The sequence below is a fragment of the Bradyrhizobium genosp. A genome (genome assembly GCF_049949275.1).
In the GTDB taxonomy this organism is placed as follows: Bacteria; Pseudomonadota; Alphaproteobacteria; order Rhizobiales; family Xanthobacteraceae; genus Bradyrhizobium.
Window position 1 is genome coordinate 6,041,408 of sequence record NZ_CP188196.1, and the last position, 14,785, is coordinate 6,056,192.

At 63.0% G+C, this 14,785-nt stretch carries 12 protein-coding genes and 1 pseudogene; 3 read left to right on the top strand and 10 right to left on the bottom strand.

All coding sequences use genetic code 11. From position 1 onward, the window contains the following. Positions 1-12: 12 nt before the first annotated feature. The gene (locus ACP2YP_RS28320) at positions 13-210 is read right to left on the bottom strand and encodes a hypothetical protein (protein WP_426419542.1); all 198 of its coding nucleotides are present in this window, start codon (positions 208-210) and stop codon (positions 13-15) included. Between the two features lie 347 nt (positions 211-557). On the opposite strand from ACP2YP_RS28320, the gene ACP2YP_RS28325 reads away from it, so the two are divergent. Further along, on the top strand, positions 558-779 hold the full coding sequence (locus ACP2YP_RS28325; RefSeq protein ID WP_027531895.1) for a hypothetical protein: 222 nt from the start codon (positions 558-560) through the stop codon (positions 777-779). Positions 780-787: 8 nt separating this feature from the next. Here ACP2YP_RS28325 and ACP2YP_RS28330 read toward each other — a convergent pair whose 3' ends face one another. The 3 genes from ACP2YP_RS28330 to ACP2YP_RS28340 are packed head-to-tail and all read right to left on the bottom strand — an operon-like array spanning position 788 to position 4,735. After that, positions 788-2,179: an NCS2 family permease gene (locus ACP2YP_RS28330; protein WP_426419543.1), complete on the bottom strand. Its 1,392-nt coding sequence runs from the start codon at positions 2,177-2,179 to the stop codon at positions 788-790. Between the two features lie 13 nt (positions 2,180-2,192). Continuing rightward, positions 2,193-4,058: an adenine deaminase gene (locus ACP2YP_RS28335; RefSeq protein ID WP_426419544.1), complete on the bottom strand. Its 1,866-nt coding sequence runs from the start codon at positions 4,056-4,058 to the stop codon at positions 2,193-2,195. Between the two features lie 8 nt (positions 4,059-4,066). Then, the gene (locus ACP2YP_RS28340) at positions 4,067-4,735 is read right to left on the bottom strand and encodes a TetR/AcrR family transcriptional regulator (protein WP_426419545.1); all 669 of its coding nucleotides are present in this window, start codon (positions 4,733-4,735) and stop codon (positions 4,067-4,069) included. 236 nt (positions 4,736-4,971) lie between these two features. Here ACP2YP_RS28340 and ACP2YP_RS28345 point away from each other — a divergent pair, with 236 nt between their 5' ends. Together ACP2YP_RS28345 and ACP2YP_RS28350 are read left to right on the top strand one after the other, a co-directional pair. Then, a complete protein-coding gene (locus ACP2YP_RS28345) occupies positions 4,972-5,985 on the top strand; it encodes a formamidase (protein ID WP_426419546.1) in 1,014 nt (337 codons plus the stop codon). 152 nt (positions 5,986-6,137) lie between these two features. Then, positions 6,138-7,457: a dicarboxylate/amino acid:cation symporter gene (locus tag ACP2YP_RS28350; RefSeq protein WP_426419547.1), complete on the top strand. Its 1,320-nt coding sequence runs from the start codon at positions 6,138-6,140 to the stop codon at positions 7,455-7,457. A 16-nt stretch (positions 7,458-7,473) separates the two neighbouring features. Here ACP2YP_RS28350 and ACP2YP_RS28355 read toward each other — a convergent pair whose 3' ends face one another. The 6 genes and pseudogenes from ACP2YP_RS28355 to ACP2YP_RS28380 form a co-directional block, all read right to left on the bottom strand. After that, on the bottom strand, positions 7,474-7,905 hold the full coding sequence (locus ACP2YP_RS28355) for a hypothetical protein (protein WP_426419548.1): 432 nt from the start codon (positions 7,903-7,905) through the stop codon (positions 7,474-7,476). Beyond that, positions 7,902-9,107 (bottom strand): sulfotransferase, encoded by a 1,206-nt coding sequence (locus ACP2YP_RS28360; protein ID WP_426426290.1) that lies wholly within the window; start codon positions 9,105-9,107, stop codon positions 7,902-7,904. The genes ACP2YP_RS28355 and ACP2YP_RS28360 overlap by 4 nt, the downstream gene beginning before the upstream one ends. A 186-nt stretch (positions 9,108-9,293) precedes the next feature. After that, positions 9,294-9,461: pseudogene (locus tag ACP2YP_RS28365) on the bottom strand (hypothetical protein); the annotation flags it as partial. An 87-nt stretch (positions 9,462-9,548) separates the two neighbouring features. After that, complete coding sequence (locus tag ACP2YP_RS28370; RefSeq protein WP_426419549.1) at positions 9,549-11,618, bottom strand: alkaline phosphatase family protein; 2,070 nt, start codon at positions 11,616-11,618, stop codon at positions 9,549-9,551. 257 nt (positions 11,619-11,875) lie between these two features. Further along, positions 11,876-13,249 (bottom strand): hypothetical protein, encoded by a 1,374-nt coding sequence (locus ACP2YP_RS28375; RefSeq protein ID WP_426419550.1) that lies wholly within the window; start codon positions 13,247-13,249, stop codon positions 11,876-11,878. A 128-nt stretch (positions 13,250-13,377) separates the two neighbouring features. Next, the gene (locus ACP2YP_RS28380) at positions 13,378-14,640 is read right to left on the bottom strand and encodes an allantoate amidohydrolase (RefSeq protein WP_426426291.1); all 1,263 of its coding nucleotides are present in this window, start codon (positions 14,638-14,640) and stop codon (positions 13,378-13,380) included. Between the last annotated feature and the right edge of the window lie 145 nt (positions 14,641-14,785).

The following is a 14,785-nucleotide window of genomic DNA, read 5'->3' on the forward strand; positions in this document are numbered from 1 at the left end:
TCGCGGCCAACGTCAGCTTCGCGCAAGCTCCAAGCGCTCAAGCTCCAAGTGAGCGACATTGCACTCGCGAAAGTGATAGGCAATTTCGTCGAGCGCGCGCTTTTCCCATTCCTGGGCTTGCGCAAGCCAGAAAACCCGACGCTCAAAATCGAGCGCCGCACGCTCACGGCACAGGGATTCCTGACTGCGAACTTCCACCAGCCTGTTCATGCACTCACACTCCTGTGTATGAAGCCATTCCCCGCGAATCAGGCTAACAGACGCTGGCCGGCTCGCCTCATCAATTTCTGTGCATATCGCGACGCAGAATGAGGCAGCAACGCTTCCTGTGCAGCGCTGCGTCGCAGCGCAACATCAAGCAAAATCATCAATTAGTGATCAGCGATGGGGCGATATTCGTATCCGAACAATCTTAACTATTGTGGCGCAACAGACTGCGGCAATTCGTGAAGAGAAGTTCTAAACAGCTCACCGAATTCCCGACTCATTGTCGTCGCATGGTCTTCATGCAGCGCCGCTAACAGGGGCGCACGGACGTGACTATCGCTTGAGGCAGCATGAACGACGATTTCGACTTCGATCTTTCGCCAGATCAATGGGCAGCCCTGCGCACACTTCGCAATCCCGTAGCGAACAATCGCCTCTCGAAGGCCTATCTCGTCGACAGCCTCGTCAAGCTTGGTCTCGTTGTCATTGATGATGGCGTGCCCGCGATGACCCCGATCGGACGCAAGGTGCTGGTGCGCGGATCATGCCGATTGCTGGACCTCGCGGCTTAACGTACGCGTCAAAAGATCTGTGCGATCACGATCGCGTATGCGACGAAGACAACCCCGAGTCCCCACACCATCGCCGGAATCTGCGACCGCCGGCCGACTGCCACTTCCAGAGCGATGTAGCTCAGTGTGCCCAACGCCATCCCGTTGATGAGGTTATTGGTCAGCACGGTGATCAGCAGCGTCAGCACGATTGAAACGGCGTTGACGAGATCGGTCATGTCGATGCGGGCAAGTCCTTGCATCATGAGCACACCAACGAGCACCAGTGCGGGCGCGGTCGCTTGCGGCGGGATGATGACGAAGATCGGCCAGAAGAACAGCGCGAGAAAGAAGAATCCCGCGACGGTCAACGAGGTCAGGCCGGTGCGACCGCCGGCCTGCACACCGGTGATGGATTCGATATAGGCCGTGACGACGGAGGTTCCGAGCAGTGGCCCGACGATAGAAGCCGTCGCATCGGTCGCAAATGCGGCGGTGGCATTCGGGATCGAGCCGTCTGGCTTGCGCAAATTGGCCGCCCCCGTCACGCCGATCAGCGTGCCCAGCGTCGAGAAGAATTCGGCGCACAGGAAATAGAACAGCAGCGGCAGCGCGACGACGAAATGGCTGAAGAGATAGCCGATGTCGAGTGCCATGAAGGTGCTGGTCGGCCAGCGCGGCCACGCCATGATGGCTGATGGCACTGACGTCACCATCTTGCCGTTGGCGCCTGGGACGAAGAAGCCGATCAGCGTGAGCACCGCGATCGACAGGATCAGCGCCGCCGGCACCCGGCGCACCACCAGCACCGGCGTGAGCAGAAGGCCGAACAGCGTCAGCAGCACCGGCGGGCTGCGCAAGGAGCCCATGGCGATATAGGTTGACGGATTCTGGACCACGAATCCGGCGCCCCGTAGCGCAATGAAGACGATGAGGGTACCGACCGCCGCCTGGATTCCGATCTTCAGCGCTTCCGGCACGTCCCTCGCGACTTTCTCGCGCAGCTTCGACAGGCTGAGGATCAGGAACAGCACGCCGGTGAAGGCGACCATGGCGAGCGCGCCCTGCCAGGGCATGCCCATCTGCTTGACGATGACATAGGTGAAGATAACGTTCGAGCCCATCGCGGGCGCCACCGCAAGCGGCAGATTGGCCCACAGCCCCATCATCACCGAGCCGAAGATTGCGGCGAGCGCCGTGGCGCTGACGAGATCGGCACGGTCCATCCCGGCGTTGGACATGATCGCAGGGTTGACGGCGATGATATAGGCCATCGCCGCGAACGTCGTCGCGCCGGCCATCACCTCGCGGCCGACGCTCGTGCCACGCTCGGTGAGGCCGAAGGTACGATCAAGCAGTCCCAAGGCTGCGCCCGGTGCCGGCTCGGCGGGAGCGGCTTTCGGCTTCGTCATTTCGTTCATCGCAGTCCTCCCCCTACCAGACCACCGGATGCGCTTCGCCGGTCTGCACATTGATGAAACCGAGCGGCGCCTGCTCGCATGGTGCCACCAGCACCCAGCTCCATGGCGCACAGGTCAGCGTTGCAAACATGAGCCGCTCCGGGAATCCCGGATACCAGCGCGGCCGGAACGTCGGCTCGTACATCCAGTCGACCTTGCGACCTTCCGCATAAAGCGCCTGCATCTCGGCATCGAGCGCGTGCGCCGAACGACAGCTCATCAGCCCGCCGACCTCGAAACGCACGGTGGCAACGAGCTCGCCCTCGCGCACCAGCGCCCAGCCACCCTGAAGCTCGATCAGCCCGTTGACCGCCTTTGCCATCGCCGCGTCGGACGAGCCGACCACCCAGATGTTGTGCTTGTCGTGCGCCACCGAGCACGCAACAGCCGTCTCCGGCGTGCGCGGACCACAGCCTCGCCAGAACATCTTTGCAACGCGCCCGTCGCCGGAAAAGCGATCGACGATGGCGAATTTAGTGATGGCCTCGCTCTCGTCGCGCTGCACGGCACCGTCACGCACCGGGAGTTCGAGCGTGTAGAATTCGGGATGCCAATGGAAGGGACGGATCACCGCCGCCTTCATCGTGGTGCGGCCAGGTTCGGCCGGCAGCTCGAAATCCTGAGGCTTGATTATGCGCCTGATGTTGACGGTCTTCGTTGCCCAATCTGGCCACTGGATTTCAGGCACCTGACCAAGATAGCGCTTGCCCTCGGAGACCTGCGCGCCATCGGCCCACACTTCGGCGATCGTGAGCTTGGCTACGTCCGAGAGCAGCACGACATCGCCGAAACGCCCTGGAGCCAGACTGCCGACGAACGGCGTGAGGCGCATGTGCCGCGCCGGGTTGATGGTAAGACACTGGATTGCGATTTCAGGCGCAAGACCGGCCTCGATCGCGACCCGCGCATTGTGATCGCTGGCGCCGAGCTCGAGCGTGTGGCTGGCACTGCGGTCATCCGTCGTGAACGCGATCTGCGACCAGTCCTGCAAACCCTTTGCGAGCAGCCACTTCACGATCTCTTCCATCGCGTAGACACGCAGCTCGACGAACAAGCCGCGGGTGAGCTTGTCCCAGGTCTCCTCCGGCGTCTGCACTTCGTGGTCGGAAGCGAGCCCGGCCGCGGCAAAGGCGTTGATGGAGGGCAGATCCCGCAGGCCGGAGGCGTGGCCTTCGACGACGCCGCGCGCTGCGAACGTCGCCTCGATCATCCCCCAGAGCCGCTTGTAGGAGGGATTGTCGGGATTCCACACCGCCGGCCAATCCATGACTTCGTCGAGCCCGGTGACCATCAGGCTCTCGGCCATAAAACGCGCCTGCTCGTCGTGGCCATACCAGCCGCCGCCCCACTCATAGGCTGTCGGCGGCACCGCCGATCCCGGCTGCGGAAATATCTTGAGCGGCGAGCCGCGGCGGCGTGCTTCGAACCAGAACGCGAGATTGCGGGCGCCGTTGACATTGGAGAACTCGTGGCTCGCCTCGCAGGTCCAGGTATTGCCATGCGGCAGCACCAGCGCCGCCTCCCATTCCGGTGTCAGATGCGAGCTTTCGATGTGCTTGTGCACCTCGCCGAAGCCGGGGACGGCCGCAAGATCCGGCCGATGCACCCGCTCGCGGACCTCGCCGGGATAGCTGCCGGCCGGCCCGACCCAGGCGATTCGCCGTCCCTTGAAGACGATCTCCTGATCCTCGCTCCAGGTGCGGCTGTGCACATCGAGCAACCTGCCGACCCGCAAGGAGCGATCGGCCGGGCGCCGGCCGAGCGCCGTCAGCACCAGGTCCTGGCGGATGCGAACCTCGTCGGGCGCATTGATCAGGAGGTCGTCGGGGATCGCATTCATGGCCTGCCTCACTCTACGCCGGTGCTTTCGCGCGCAGTGGTTCGCTTGCGCGGCGATTTGCCAGCCTTGCCGTTGCACGCCGCAGCGGCGTTGCGCTGACGGACATCCTTCAAAAGGGTCGTGAGCGCCCACTCGATCGCGTCGGCGATCTCGGCGCTGGACATGCCAAAGTCCTCACGCATCGCGTTCCAGGCCAGCACGTTGTTGAGATAGGATGCGAGCGCCTCCGCCTGGCGGACCTCCTTTGCGGGGAGATGCCGCACCAGCGGCGCCATCGCCTTGCGATGCTGGTCGATCAGGTGCCGACGGAAACCAGCGCGCACCCGGCGGCCAGCCCGCGTCATCGCAATGGCACGCGCCAGATGCGGGTGGCGATCAAATCGCTTGCACAGCTTGCGGAAAATATCCGGCAGTTCGTCGGGCGAGGTAAAGGGAATATAGCTGAAGACGTTGTCCTCGATCCACTCGCCGGCAGCCGCAAACAGCTCCGCGCGGGTCTTGAAGTGCCGATAGATGGTTCGCTCGGCCACCTTCGCGCGCTTGGCCACCGCGGCCATGGAAATGTCGTCGGCCGCCTCGTCTTCCAGCGTCTCGACAAAGGCTGCGACGATGCGCTGCCGCGTCATCTCGGCATATTCGTCGCGAAGGCTGGCGATATGTCGCTTTGCTGTACTCATGTCATAAGTCTGACATCAGGCGGATTGGAGGGTCAAGCCGAGACTTGAGGCACGCCGCGCCGCAACAATGGGCGTCGGCATGCCCTTGGCGGCCGGCGGCCCACGCGAGCACGACTGTCACCCGCCGCCTGAAAAATGGACTTTTGCGCAGCGCCAAAATCGGATTTGCTCTGCCGAGAACTGATCGCGCGCAACGACGCCGCGCAGACGGCAAGGGAACGGCAAGGGAGCTGATCATGAACGGGCTTGGCGGGTTGAACAAATCGCCTGAGGGCGTGGTCATCGGACTGATTCAATTGCAGTTGCCAATCGTCGCGACCAAGGCCGATCTCGCCAAGCAGACCGAGCGTATCGTCTGGATGGTCGGCAAGGCGCGCCGCAATCTCTCCACCATGGACCTGGTGGTGTTCCCCGAATACTCGCTGCACGGCCTCTCGATGGACACCAATCCCGAGATCATGTGCCGGCTCGACGGGCCCGAGGTCGCGGCATTCAAGAAGGCCTGCATCGACAACAACATCTGGGGGTGCTTCTCCATCATGGAGTTCAACCCGCACGGCAACCCCTACAATTCCGGCCTGATCATCGACGACCACGGCGAGATCAAGCTCTATTACCGCAAGCTTCATCCCTGGATTCCGGTCGAGCCGTGGGAGCCGGGCGATATCGGCATTCCCGTGATCGAGGGTCCGAACGGCGCGAAGGTCGCGCTCATCATCTGCCACGACGGCATGTTCCCGGAGATGGCGCGAGAATGCGCCTACAAGGGCGCGGAGATCATGATCCGCACGGCCGGCTACACCGCACCGATCCGCGATGCCTGGCGGTTCACCAACCAGGCCAACTCGTTCCAGAACCTGATGGTCACCGCGAATGTCTGCATGTGCGGCTCGGACGGCTCGTTCGATTCCATGGGCGAAGGCATGATCGTCAATTTCGACGGCACTGTGTTGGCGCACGGCACCACCGGCCGCGCCGACGAGATCATCACCGCCGAGGTCCGGCCCGACCTTGTGCGCGAAGCCCGCATCAATTGGGGCGTCGAAAACAACGTCTACCAGCTCTGGCACCGCGGTTATGTCGCGGTGAAGGGTGGCGCGATGGACTGCCCCTACACCTTCATGCAGGACATGGTCACGGGCACCTACCGGTTGCCATGGGAGGATCAGGTCAAGGTCACCGACGGCACCTCCTGCGGCTTCGCCGCGCCGACACGGATGTTCGGCGAGACCGCGAAGGCAGCGGAGTGAAAGCTTCGAGCCCCGGACCCGGCGCAGCAACCGGCGCCGTATCGGGGATACAAGGCCGGAAATCCAGACGTTTTCCTGGATAATCCGCGACAATCTGGCACGCTAGTTGCTCCTTCTTGGGACCAAACGTCGTCAGAATCGGGGGACTTGTCATGTCGACCATTGCCGCGGCCCCGGCCGCCGAGCGTAAGCCGCTCTACGCCTCGCTGTTCGTTCAGGTCCTCGCGGCCCTGATCCTGGGCATCGTCCTCGGCGTGGTCGCCCCGGATTTCGCCATCAGCCTCAAGATCCTCAGCGACGCCTTCCTGAAGCTGATCTCGATGATCGTGGCACCGATCGTGTTCTGCGTCGTCGTCCACGGCATTGCCGGCGCCGGCGACCTCAAGAAGGTCGGCCGGGTCGGCGTCAAGGCGCTGGTCTATTTCGAGACGATGACGACGGTGGCGCTCGTGGTTGGCCTCATCCTGGCCTACCTCTTCGGCCCCGGCCATGGCATGAATATCGATCCCTCGACGCTCGATGCCAAGGCACTCAACACTTATGCCGACAACGCCCACAAGCTGCAGGGCGCAGGTGTCGGCGCATTCCTGCTCAACGTCATTCCGAGCACGTCGTTTGATGCGCTGTCGCGCAACGACGTGCTCCAAGTGTTGTTCTTCGCGGTGCTATTCGGTGTCGGCCTCGCGCTGGTCGGCGGCGAAAAAGGCCAGCTCGTCACCTCGATCATCGATGCGGCCTCCACCGTGCTGTTTCGCGTCATGGGACTTATCGTTCGCGTCGCACCGCTTGGCGTGCTCGGCGCGGTCGCCTACACCGTCGGCAAATACGGCGTCGGCTCGCTGAAGCAGCTGGTCTCGCTGGTCATGCTGTTCTACGTCTCGGTCGGCATCTTCGTGCTGGGCGTGCTCGGCGGCGTGATGGCGCTCGTCGGAATCAACATCCTCAAATTCCTTGCCTACCTCCGCGAGGAGCTGACCATCGTGCTCGCGACCGCCTCTTCCGACGCGGTGCTGCCCCAGATCATGAAGAAGCTGGAGCGCATGGGCGTGAAAGATTCGGTCGTCGGCCTGGTCATCCCGACCGGCTATTCGTTCAATCTCGACGCCTTCTCGATCTATCTCACGCTTGCCGTCGTCTTCATCGCACAGGCCACCAACACGCCGCTGTCCTTCGGTGATCTCCTGCTGGTGCTGGGGGTCTCCCTGATCACGTCAAAGGGCGCGCATGGCGTACCGGGATCGGCCATCGTGATCCTGGCGGCGACGCTGAACGCGGTGCCGAGCATTCCGGCGATTGGCCTCGTGCTCGTGTTGTCGGTCGACTGGTTCATCGGCATGGCGCGCGCAGTCGGCAACCTGATCGGCAACTGCGTGGCGACAGTCGTCGTGGCCGCCTGGGAAGGCGACCTCGACCGCGCCAAGGCAGCCAAGGTTCTGGAGGGCGGCGAGCTGGTGGATGTGACCGCAGGCTAAGGCATTGTCGTTCGTCCTAGCGCAGGTGCCCGCGCTCGAAATGCCTGCGTTCCTCGCGCGTCAGCGGAGGCCTGGCCGCATTTGCCGGCGTCACCGCAGCGACCGGGGCGGCGCCGGGTTGTTGCGGCGCCAGCACCAGTACGTCGAGGCCGTCAGCGGTGACCTCCATCGCATAATCATGACCGCTGAGGAGCCGGGCCACCACGCGCCGCAATGGTCCATCGAAGACTCCCGTCGTCGGCGTGTCGAGCGCATCGAGGGTGCGATAACGCAGATTGAAGCGCTCTTGCAGCGCCGTTAGCACATCGCGGAGCGAAGCGCTCTGGACTTCGAGATGCACGGCCTCCGGTTTACCTTCGACCTTCACCTCGGCTGACGCGGCTCGACCGAAGGCCAGGAAGACGGCAGACGCAATCACGAGGAGCATCGATAGCCGCAGCATCGTCACGCCAGCTCCGCTTCCGGAATCTCGCGTGCCAAGCGTTCGCGAAGCGGCCTCAGCCGTTCGGCATGGTGACGCCATTTTCCGACCGAAGACGCGTAGACCGGGCGGCGCACCTGAACGGCGCTGGCAGTCGCCGATGGCACCGGGCTTTCATGAAAGCGCATCACCCCATCTTCCCAGGGAAGCCCGAGAAAGCCGATGATACCCCGGCTTGCCGCCGCCTGATCCCGCACAATGTCCTCGTAGTTGATTTCCATGAGTGTATTCGCTGGCAGCACGGTGCGCCAGTGCCGGGTCAGACGGCGGTACGCAAGGTAATAGTCCGCAAGCTCGGTCTGCTGATATGAGAACGAGAACTTGCCGCGAAAGTGCGCCTTGTAGATCGCCCAGCACGAGTCCATCGGATGCCGCTGCACGAGGATGATCTTCGCAGACGGCAGCGCTGCGTGGATGAGACCACAATAGAGGTAATTGTCCAGCGTCTTGTCGATGAAACGCACATTGGCCGGCACGCGAAGCGCCGCGGCCGAATCCAGATAGCGCCTGCCGATGCCTTCGGGGTCGCGGCCGCCCGGCCGCTCTGCCATGGCACGGCGCATCTCGGCCGCGAACGCGCCGGTCTCGCCTACCGAATGCATCGCCGAGTGGCTCGCGATGATGCGCTCTACCAGCGTCGTGCCGGTGCGCGGCAGTCCGGTGACGAAGACAGGCGCAGCGTCGGCGTAGCCGCGCGGCGCTGCTTCGATCCAGCGTCGCGTGTGCGCCTGGATGATGGCATCGATCTCGCCAATTTCGGCGGCGGGGTCGCGAGGAAGCGATCGGCGCTGCAGGTTGCAGCCAGCCTCGACATGATCGAAGGCGCGCCCCCAGAGCTCGATGTCCTCGCACTCCTTGCCGACCGCAAAGCGCAGCATGATCTCACTCGGAGCAGACAAACCACCCTTACCGATCAGCGTTTCCATCTCGTCGATATGGTTGCGATCGGCGCTCTGGATACGCAGGTCCGACCGCAAATAGTGCGCAAGGCCGTAATGGCGGTCGCTGGCAATGGCCGCGTCGCAATGCATTTCGGCATCGACGAGTGCGCCGATCATCCGCTCGGTAGCGGCCAGGTTGAAAAGATATTGCGGCACGTCCGGCCGCCCGAGGACGGCGCGACGAAAGAGGTCTCTCGCCCGTTGCTGTAGCCCGAGCAGACCGAACATCGCACCGACCGCATCGAGCGCATCCGGCGCATCGTCGAGATGCTGTGCCGCGACGTCGGTCGCCGCACAGGCCTGGCGCGTATCACCTGTCATGAACAGGCATTTCGCGCGCAACACCAGCGCAATCGGGTTTGTCGGCGCTAAAGCGACGGCCCGATCGACGCTGACGGCTGCTGCATCCTGCCTGCCCCGCAGGAGCGCCGTCTCTGTCAGCAGCGCCCAGGCCCGCCACTCTGAGGGATTTTGGCCGAGAATCCTGGCGCAGATCTGTTCCGCGGCAGTCACGTCGCCTCCGGCAAACGCGTCACGCGCGACGTCGATCGAAGCGGCACTCCTCGAGAGCGCAACATCCACGCAAATGACTCCATGACACGCTGAATGATGAAATCGACCCGGTGGCCAATTAGCCCCCGGGTCGATCGGTGGACCGATCAGTTGTGGTCAGTCGTCGTCGCGGTCATCGTCACGACGATCGGCGAAGTTGAAATTGCCGAAGAGATCGCCGATCGACGGCCGGTTGACGGGAACGTAGGGATTGTCGTCCGACGCTATGGGGTTGGGCAGCGTGTCGCGCGTCTTGGGCCCGAGCGGCTTGAGATGCCAGTTGCGCTCGATGAACTTGGTGATCGAAACGTGATCGCCGTATTCATGCGACATGTGTCCGCCGCGCGAGTATTTCGACACCACCAGCAACGGAATCCGCGTGCCATCGCCGAAGAAGTCGACCGGCTGGATATAGCCGGAATCGTAGTAGCCGCCCCCCTCGTCCATTGTGATGACAATCGCGGTGGACTTCCACAGCTCCTTGTTGGACTTCACCTTGTCAACGATGTTCTGGGTGAAGGACTCGAAGAGATCCACACGGGAGGACGACGGATGTCCGTCGTTGAACGTGCTCGGCTTGACGAAAGAAACGGCCGGAAGATTGCCATCGGCGATGGCGTCGTAAAGATCGAGCGTATCCTTCATGTGCGCATTGCGTTGCGCCGCATTGGTCATGACCGAGGCGGAGAACAGGAACGGATTGCAGATGTTGCAATAGAGATAGGCGACCGGGTCCAGAGCACCGAAATTGGTGCCTTCACCCGGCGCGGTCTTGAAGTCATTCCAGCGCTCGCCGAAATAGGCCCAGGAGACATCGGCCTGGGTCAGCGCGTCGCCGATGTGCCGCTGCTTGATGACGGGCGGCAAGGTGAAGGGGCCATTGTTGATCGGATCGGTGGCACCGCTGCCGATATACGCCGGAACGTAGTTGTTGAGGAGGTAATAGGCGTTCGGCGCACAGCGCGGCGACACATGGATGGCGTTGAGGTAGGTGACGACCGGGCCAACGCCCGGCTGGTTCGGATCGGAGCAGTTCGAATAGCTGCCGCCGCCATAGCCATCGTTGAGATACCAGTTGTTGGTGCCAGGCGCCGGGTTCGGATTCTCGATCTCGTTGACATATTGCGGCGGGTTGGAACCCGGGACCAGCACGTGATCAGGCTTCGCGGGGTCGCCCTTGTCGTCGGCATAATAGAGCGCATCGGCGTAGCCGATCATCATGTGATTGGCGAACGTGCCGCCCATCACGCTCTGGTGGAAATTGTCGTTGAGCGTGTACTTGCGCGCAAGCTCGGTCAAATAGGGCGCGTCGCCCTTGGCGACGTTGTAGAAGCCGAGCGCGATCGCGCCTTCCTTGAGGGCGTGCGGGGTCGGGTTGCCGTTGCTCCCCGAGGAAACGCTCGATTCCACAAAGGTGAAGAGGTCGGCCTGGCAGCCGCTCGGATTGTGATGCGTGGCCTTGGCGACGTCGCAGTCCAGCTCCTGCCACATCTGGTAGAACCGGTGCACCGGGCTGCCGCCATAGGTCTTGTAGAGGCTGGTCGGGGTTTCGCCGGTCTGCGCCAGTGTCACCAGCGGATAGGCTCCGTTCGGCAGATTGTCGAAATCAAGTATGCGCGAGTCCGGCGAATTGCCGGGAAGTCCCGTGGCGCCCGTCGTGAGCAGCGGCAGATCCTGCTGGCGGAGGCCGTAATCCGCCTGCTGGGCGATTTGCAGCGTTGCGACGCACCCGGGCCCATTGAGCGCGGCCTGATCAACGGAGGTGTAGCAAGATTGCGGCGCGTAGGAGGTTCCCGGCGCCTGCACTTTGTTGGTCGTGCTGTTGTAGGCAGTCTTCTGGCCGGGGTTGATGGAGTAGGTGTTGTTGACCACGGCGGAGAATTGCGCCGACTTGGCGTAGTTGGGTCCAGGCAAGCCATCCTTGGTGATGATGCCCTTGGAGAGGAGGTTGTCGACACGCTCGCCTGGACGAGCCGGCTCATAGGTGGCGAAAACGTGGTCGAACGTGCGGTTTTCGCCGAGGATAACGATCACATGCTTGATCGGCGACTCAGTCCGATCGCCGTTCCGGTTGCTCCCCCCAAGCGAATTGGCGTCCGCCGCATAAACGTCATATCCCATCAGCGACAGGATCGCGGCGGTGACCACGGTGCGATCGCGTAGACGTCGTGTCGTTCTCGAAAGCATTGCACACCCCTCTGTTCGTTTCTGAACACTGAAAAAATTGTTTCAGTGCACTTCAAGCTAGGGGTCGCACTTGTCAGACATGCTGCGTGAGAATGTCACTTGCATTACGCGATTGTGACAGCGTGCAGGGACACGTTGTCACAATCGGCCGGCGGTTACGGATTGCTGTCAATGACTTGCTGGCGATGCCACCCGAGGGTTCCAGGTTTCCAAGGGCCGCAGCGAGAGCAGGAAACCAAGCACGCGCTGAGGTGCCTTCAGTCGTTCCACTGGAGGAGCGGCGTTCCGTACGCCCTGTTCCAGACCGACAGGAAGCGCGGAAACCAGGAATGGGCCACTGCGCCCTTGTAGGCCCAGGTGCGATATTTCAGGCCCTGCTCGGAGATCAGCTCCTGATAACCGCCGTGGACTTCGGTCGCGGTGCGAATGTCCTTCAGTATCCCTTGCGCGCAGGCGCGGTAGGTATCGCTCCCCGCGAACTCGTCAAAGTCCAGCATGCGGTCCGCGAACTCGACATTGAACGTCGGCCAGGACGAGCGCCCCTGATAGGCCGGCGCCGCGATCTTGTGGATCATCTTGTTCCGTGGATTATCCGCCGATACCAGGAAGTGGAACGTGCTGGGGATGCGGAAGCGCGGTTCGGCGATGATCAAATCCGTCGTGGCCGCAAACAAGGCGCGCTCGCTCGCATCGCTCATATCCCAGAAGCCGCGATGCACGCTGACGAAATCGAGTGCGACCGAGGATACTGGCGAGCCCGCCGGACCATCGAGGGAATGCCTGATATAGCCGTCCTTGCCGAACAGGCGGAGCAGGTCCTGCTTGTACTGTGCGAGGTCGCGCCCGAGCGCCCGCTTCAGCTCGTTCTCGTCGACGACGCCAAGCTGCACGCCCCACACGAAGGTCGTGTAGACGCAGGCATTGGTGACAAAACGCCGGCGCTCGGCGCGGGTGTCCGTTGCCGCAGAGCGAGGCCCGCTGGCATCGCACAGCAAATATCTGGCGCCGTCAGCCTCGAACGGCTCGAGCTCGCTTGCGAGCTTCAGGATCGCGCGCTTCAGATCGCCGCCGTATTCAGCCAGCAACAGACGACCGGCATGCGCGCATTGCGACATCGCCAGATAGGACGACGTCCGCTCCTCGGCGGAGAGCATCTGCTGGAGGCCGGCGAGGATGCCGAGCAGCGTATCCGAGGGACGCGAGAAATAATTCACGCCGAGATACCGGCCGCGTCCCGCGGGAACGATGGTCGTCGTGACGACGTCGGCGCGAACCGCCTCCAGCAACAGGCGCACGCTCTTTTCGAGCAGTCGCGCCCGGCGCACCGCATCCTGTGCATCCATGATGGTTTCAGGGTCGAGAACGTCGGGATAGAACCAGGCGAAGTCGCGCGGGTAATAGGCGGAGGCGTGCGGTGCGCCCGTGACGAGAAAGGACTCGGTTACGGAGAAGGCGCTGTCCATCGAGTGCCGGTAGAGGTCCTCGATGGCCGACAACGAATGATGCGACTGTCTCAGGAACCGATCACCGAGAAAGTTGACCGCCTGAAGCGCATTCGCGACAAAGGTCGCAGCCTTGCCCTGGTAAAACCGGTTCTCTCGGTGTGACGGAAAAGGAATATCGCTGTTCATATGCTTAAGTCGGCCAATATCTCGGGCGGTTCGGTGCTGGCTGCGGTTCGGTGCTGGCTTATTCTAAACGCTGCTGATTCGTCTCTCTACCCGGGAACTTGCGGGCTCCTGAGCATCCTTACCTGAGCTCATCTACCCTCCCGCGGCCTGAAATTCTCGATCACCCGTAGCAGCACCCGCGCGCCGGCATCGGCGTCCGCCAGCTCCACATGCTCGTCCGGATGATGGCTGATGCCGCCGCGGCAGCGGACGAAGATCATGCCGACATCGGCGATGTCGATCATCGCCATGCCGTCGTGCCCTGCTCCGCTCGGCAGCTCGAAGGCAGAAAAACCTTCGGCGGCGATCGCCTGTGCGAACTGATCCTTCAGCCAGGGCGCGCAAGGTGCGGTGCGGTTCTCGTGGGTGACGTCGAGCTGAAGCGCCAGTTGCCGGCGCTTTGCGATCGCTTCGATCTGGCGGACGACGTCGGCGACCGCGCGCTTGCGATGCATATCGGTCGGCGCGCGCATGTCGATGGTGAAGGATACTTCGCCCGGAATGACATTGGTGGCGCCGGGCCTCGCCTGGATATAGCCGACGGTGCCGACCAGCCCCCCTTCGTCGGTCCGGCAAAATTGCTCGATCGCGCCGATGCATTCGGCAGCACCACTGAGCGCGTCGCGTCGCAGCGCCATCGGCACGGTGCCGGCGTGACCAGCCGTGCCGGTGAGCCGCGCCGCCAGCCGTGTCGCGCCCGCAATCGCGGTGACGACGCCGACAGGCAGATTCTGCGCTTCCAGCACCGGCCCCTGCTCGATGTGCAATTCAAGATAGGCCAGCAGCTCGCGCCGCGCGCGCGCCGCCGCGCCGATATGGTCAGGGTCGAGACCGAACTCGATCAGCGCATCGCGCATCGACACGCCATCGCGGTCGCGCGTGTTCAAAACGCTCTCGTCGAAAGTGCCCGCCACGGCGCGGCTGCCGAGCAGGGTCGAGGCGAAGCGCACACCCTCTTCATCGGCAAAGCCCACAACCTCGATCGCAAACGGCAGGCGCTTGCCGCGGCGGTTGAGCTCGGCGACGCAGGCGATCGCCGTGATCACGCCCAGCGGCCCATCCCATTTGCCGGCGTCGCGCACCGTGTCGTAATGCGAGCCAAGCATCAGGCAGGCGGCGCCGGGCCGCTCGCCTTCGTAGCGGCCGCAGACATTGCCGATCGCATCGAGATGCGCGCTCATGCCGGCCTCACGCATCCAGCCGAGGATGAGGTCCGAGGCCGTGCGCAGCTCCTTCGTGAGATAGATACGGGTGAGCTTGCCGTCTTCTTCCGAGATCGCCGCGAGCTCGTTAATCCGGCGCACGATCTTCTCGCCGAGCGATGCATGTTGAACGGCGGTCACGGCAGCCATCTCGGTCAAGCTTTCCATCCTGGAGACCGTGCAGCGGTCCCAACTTCAATCGATACAAGTTCAGTGCCAGCGAATTCAGGCGGCCGGCACCGCTTCAAGCCAGCGCGTGGTTAGCATGAATGCGGGTGGTCGGCCGACCGCGCCG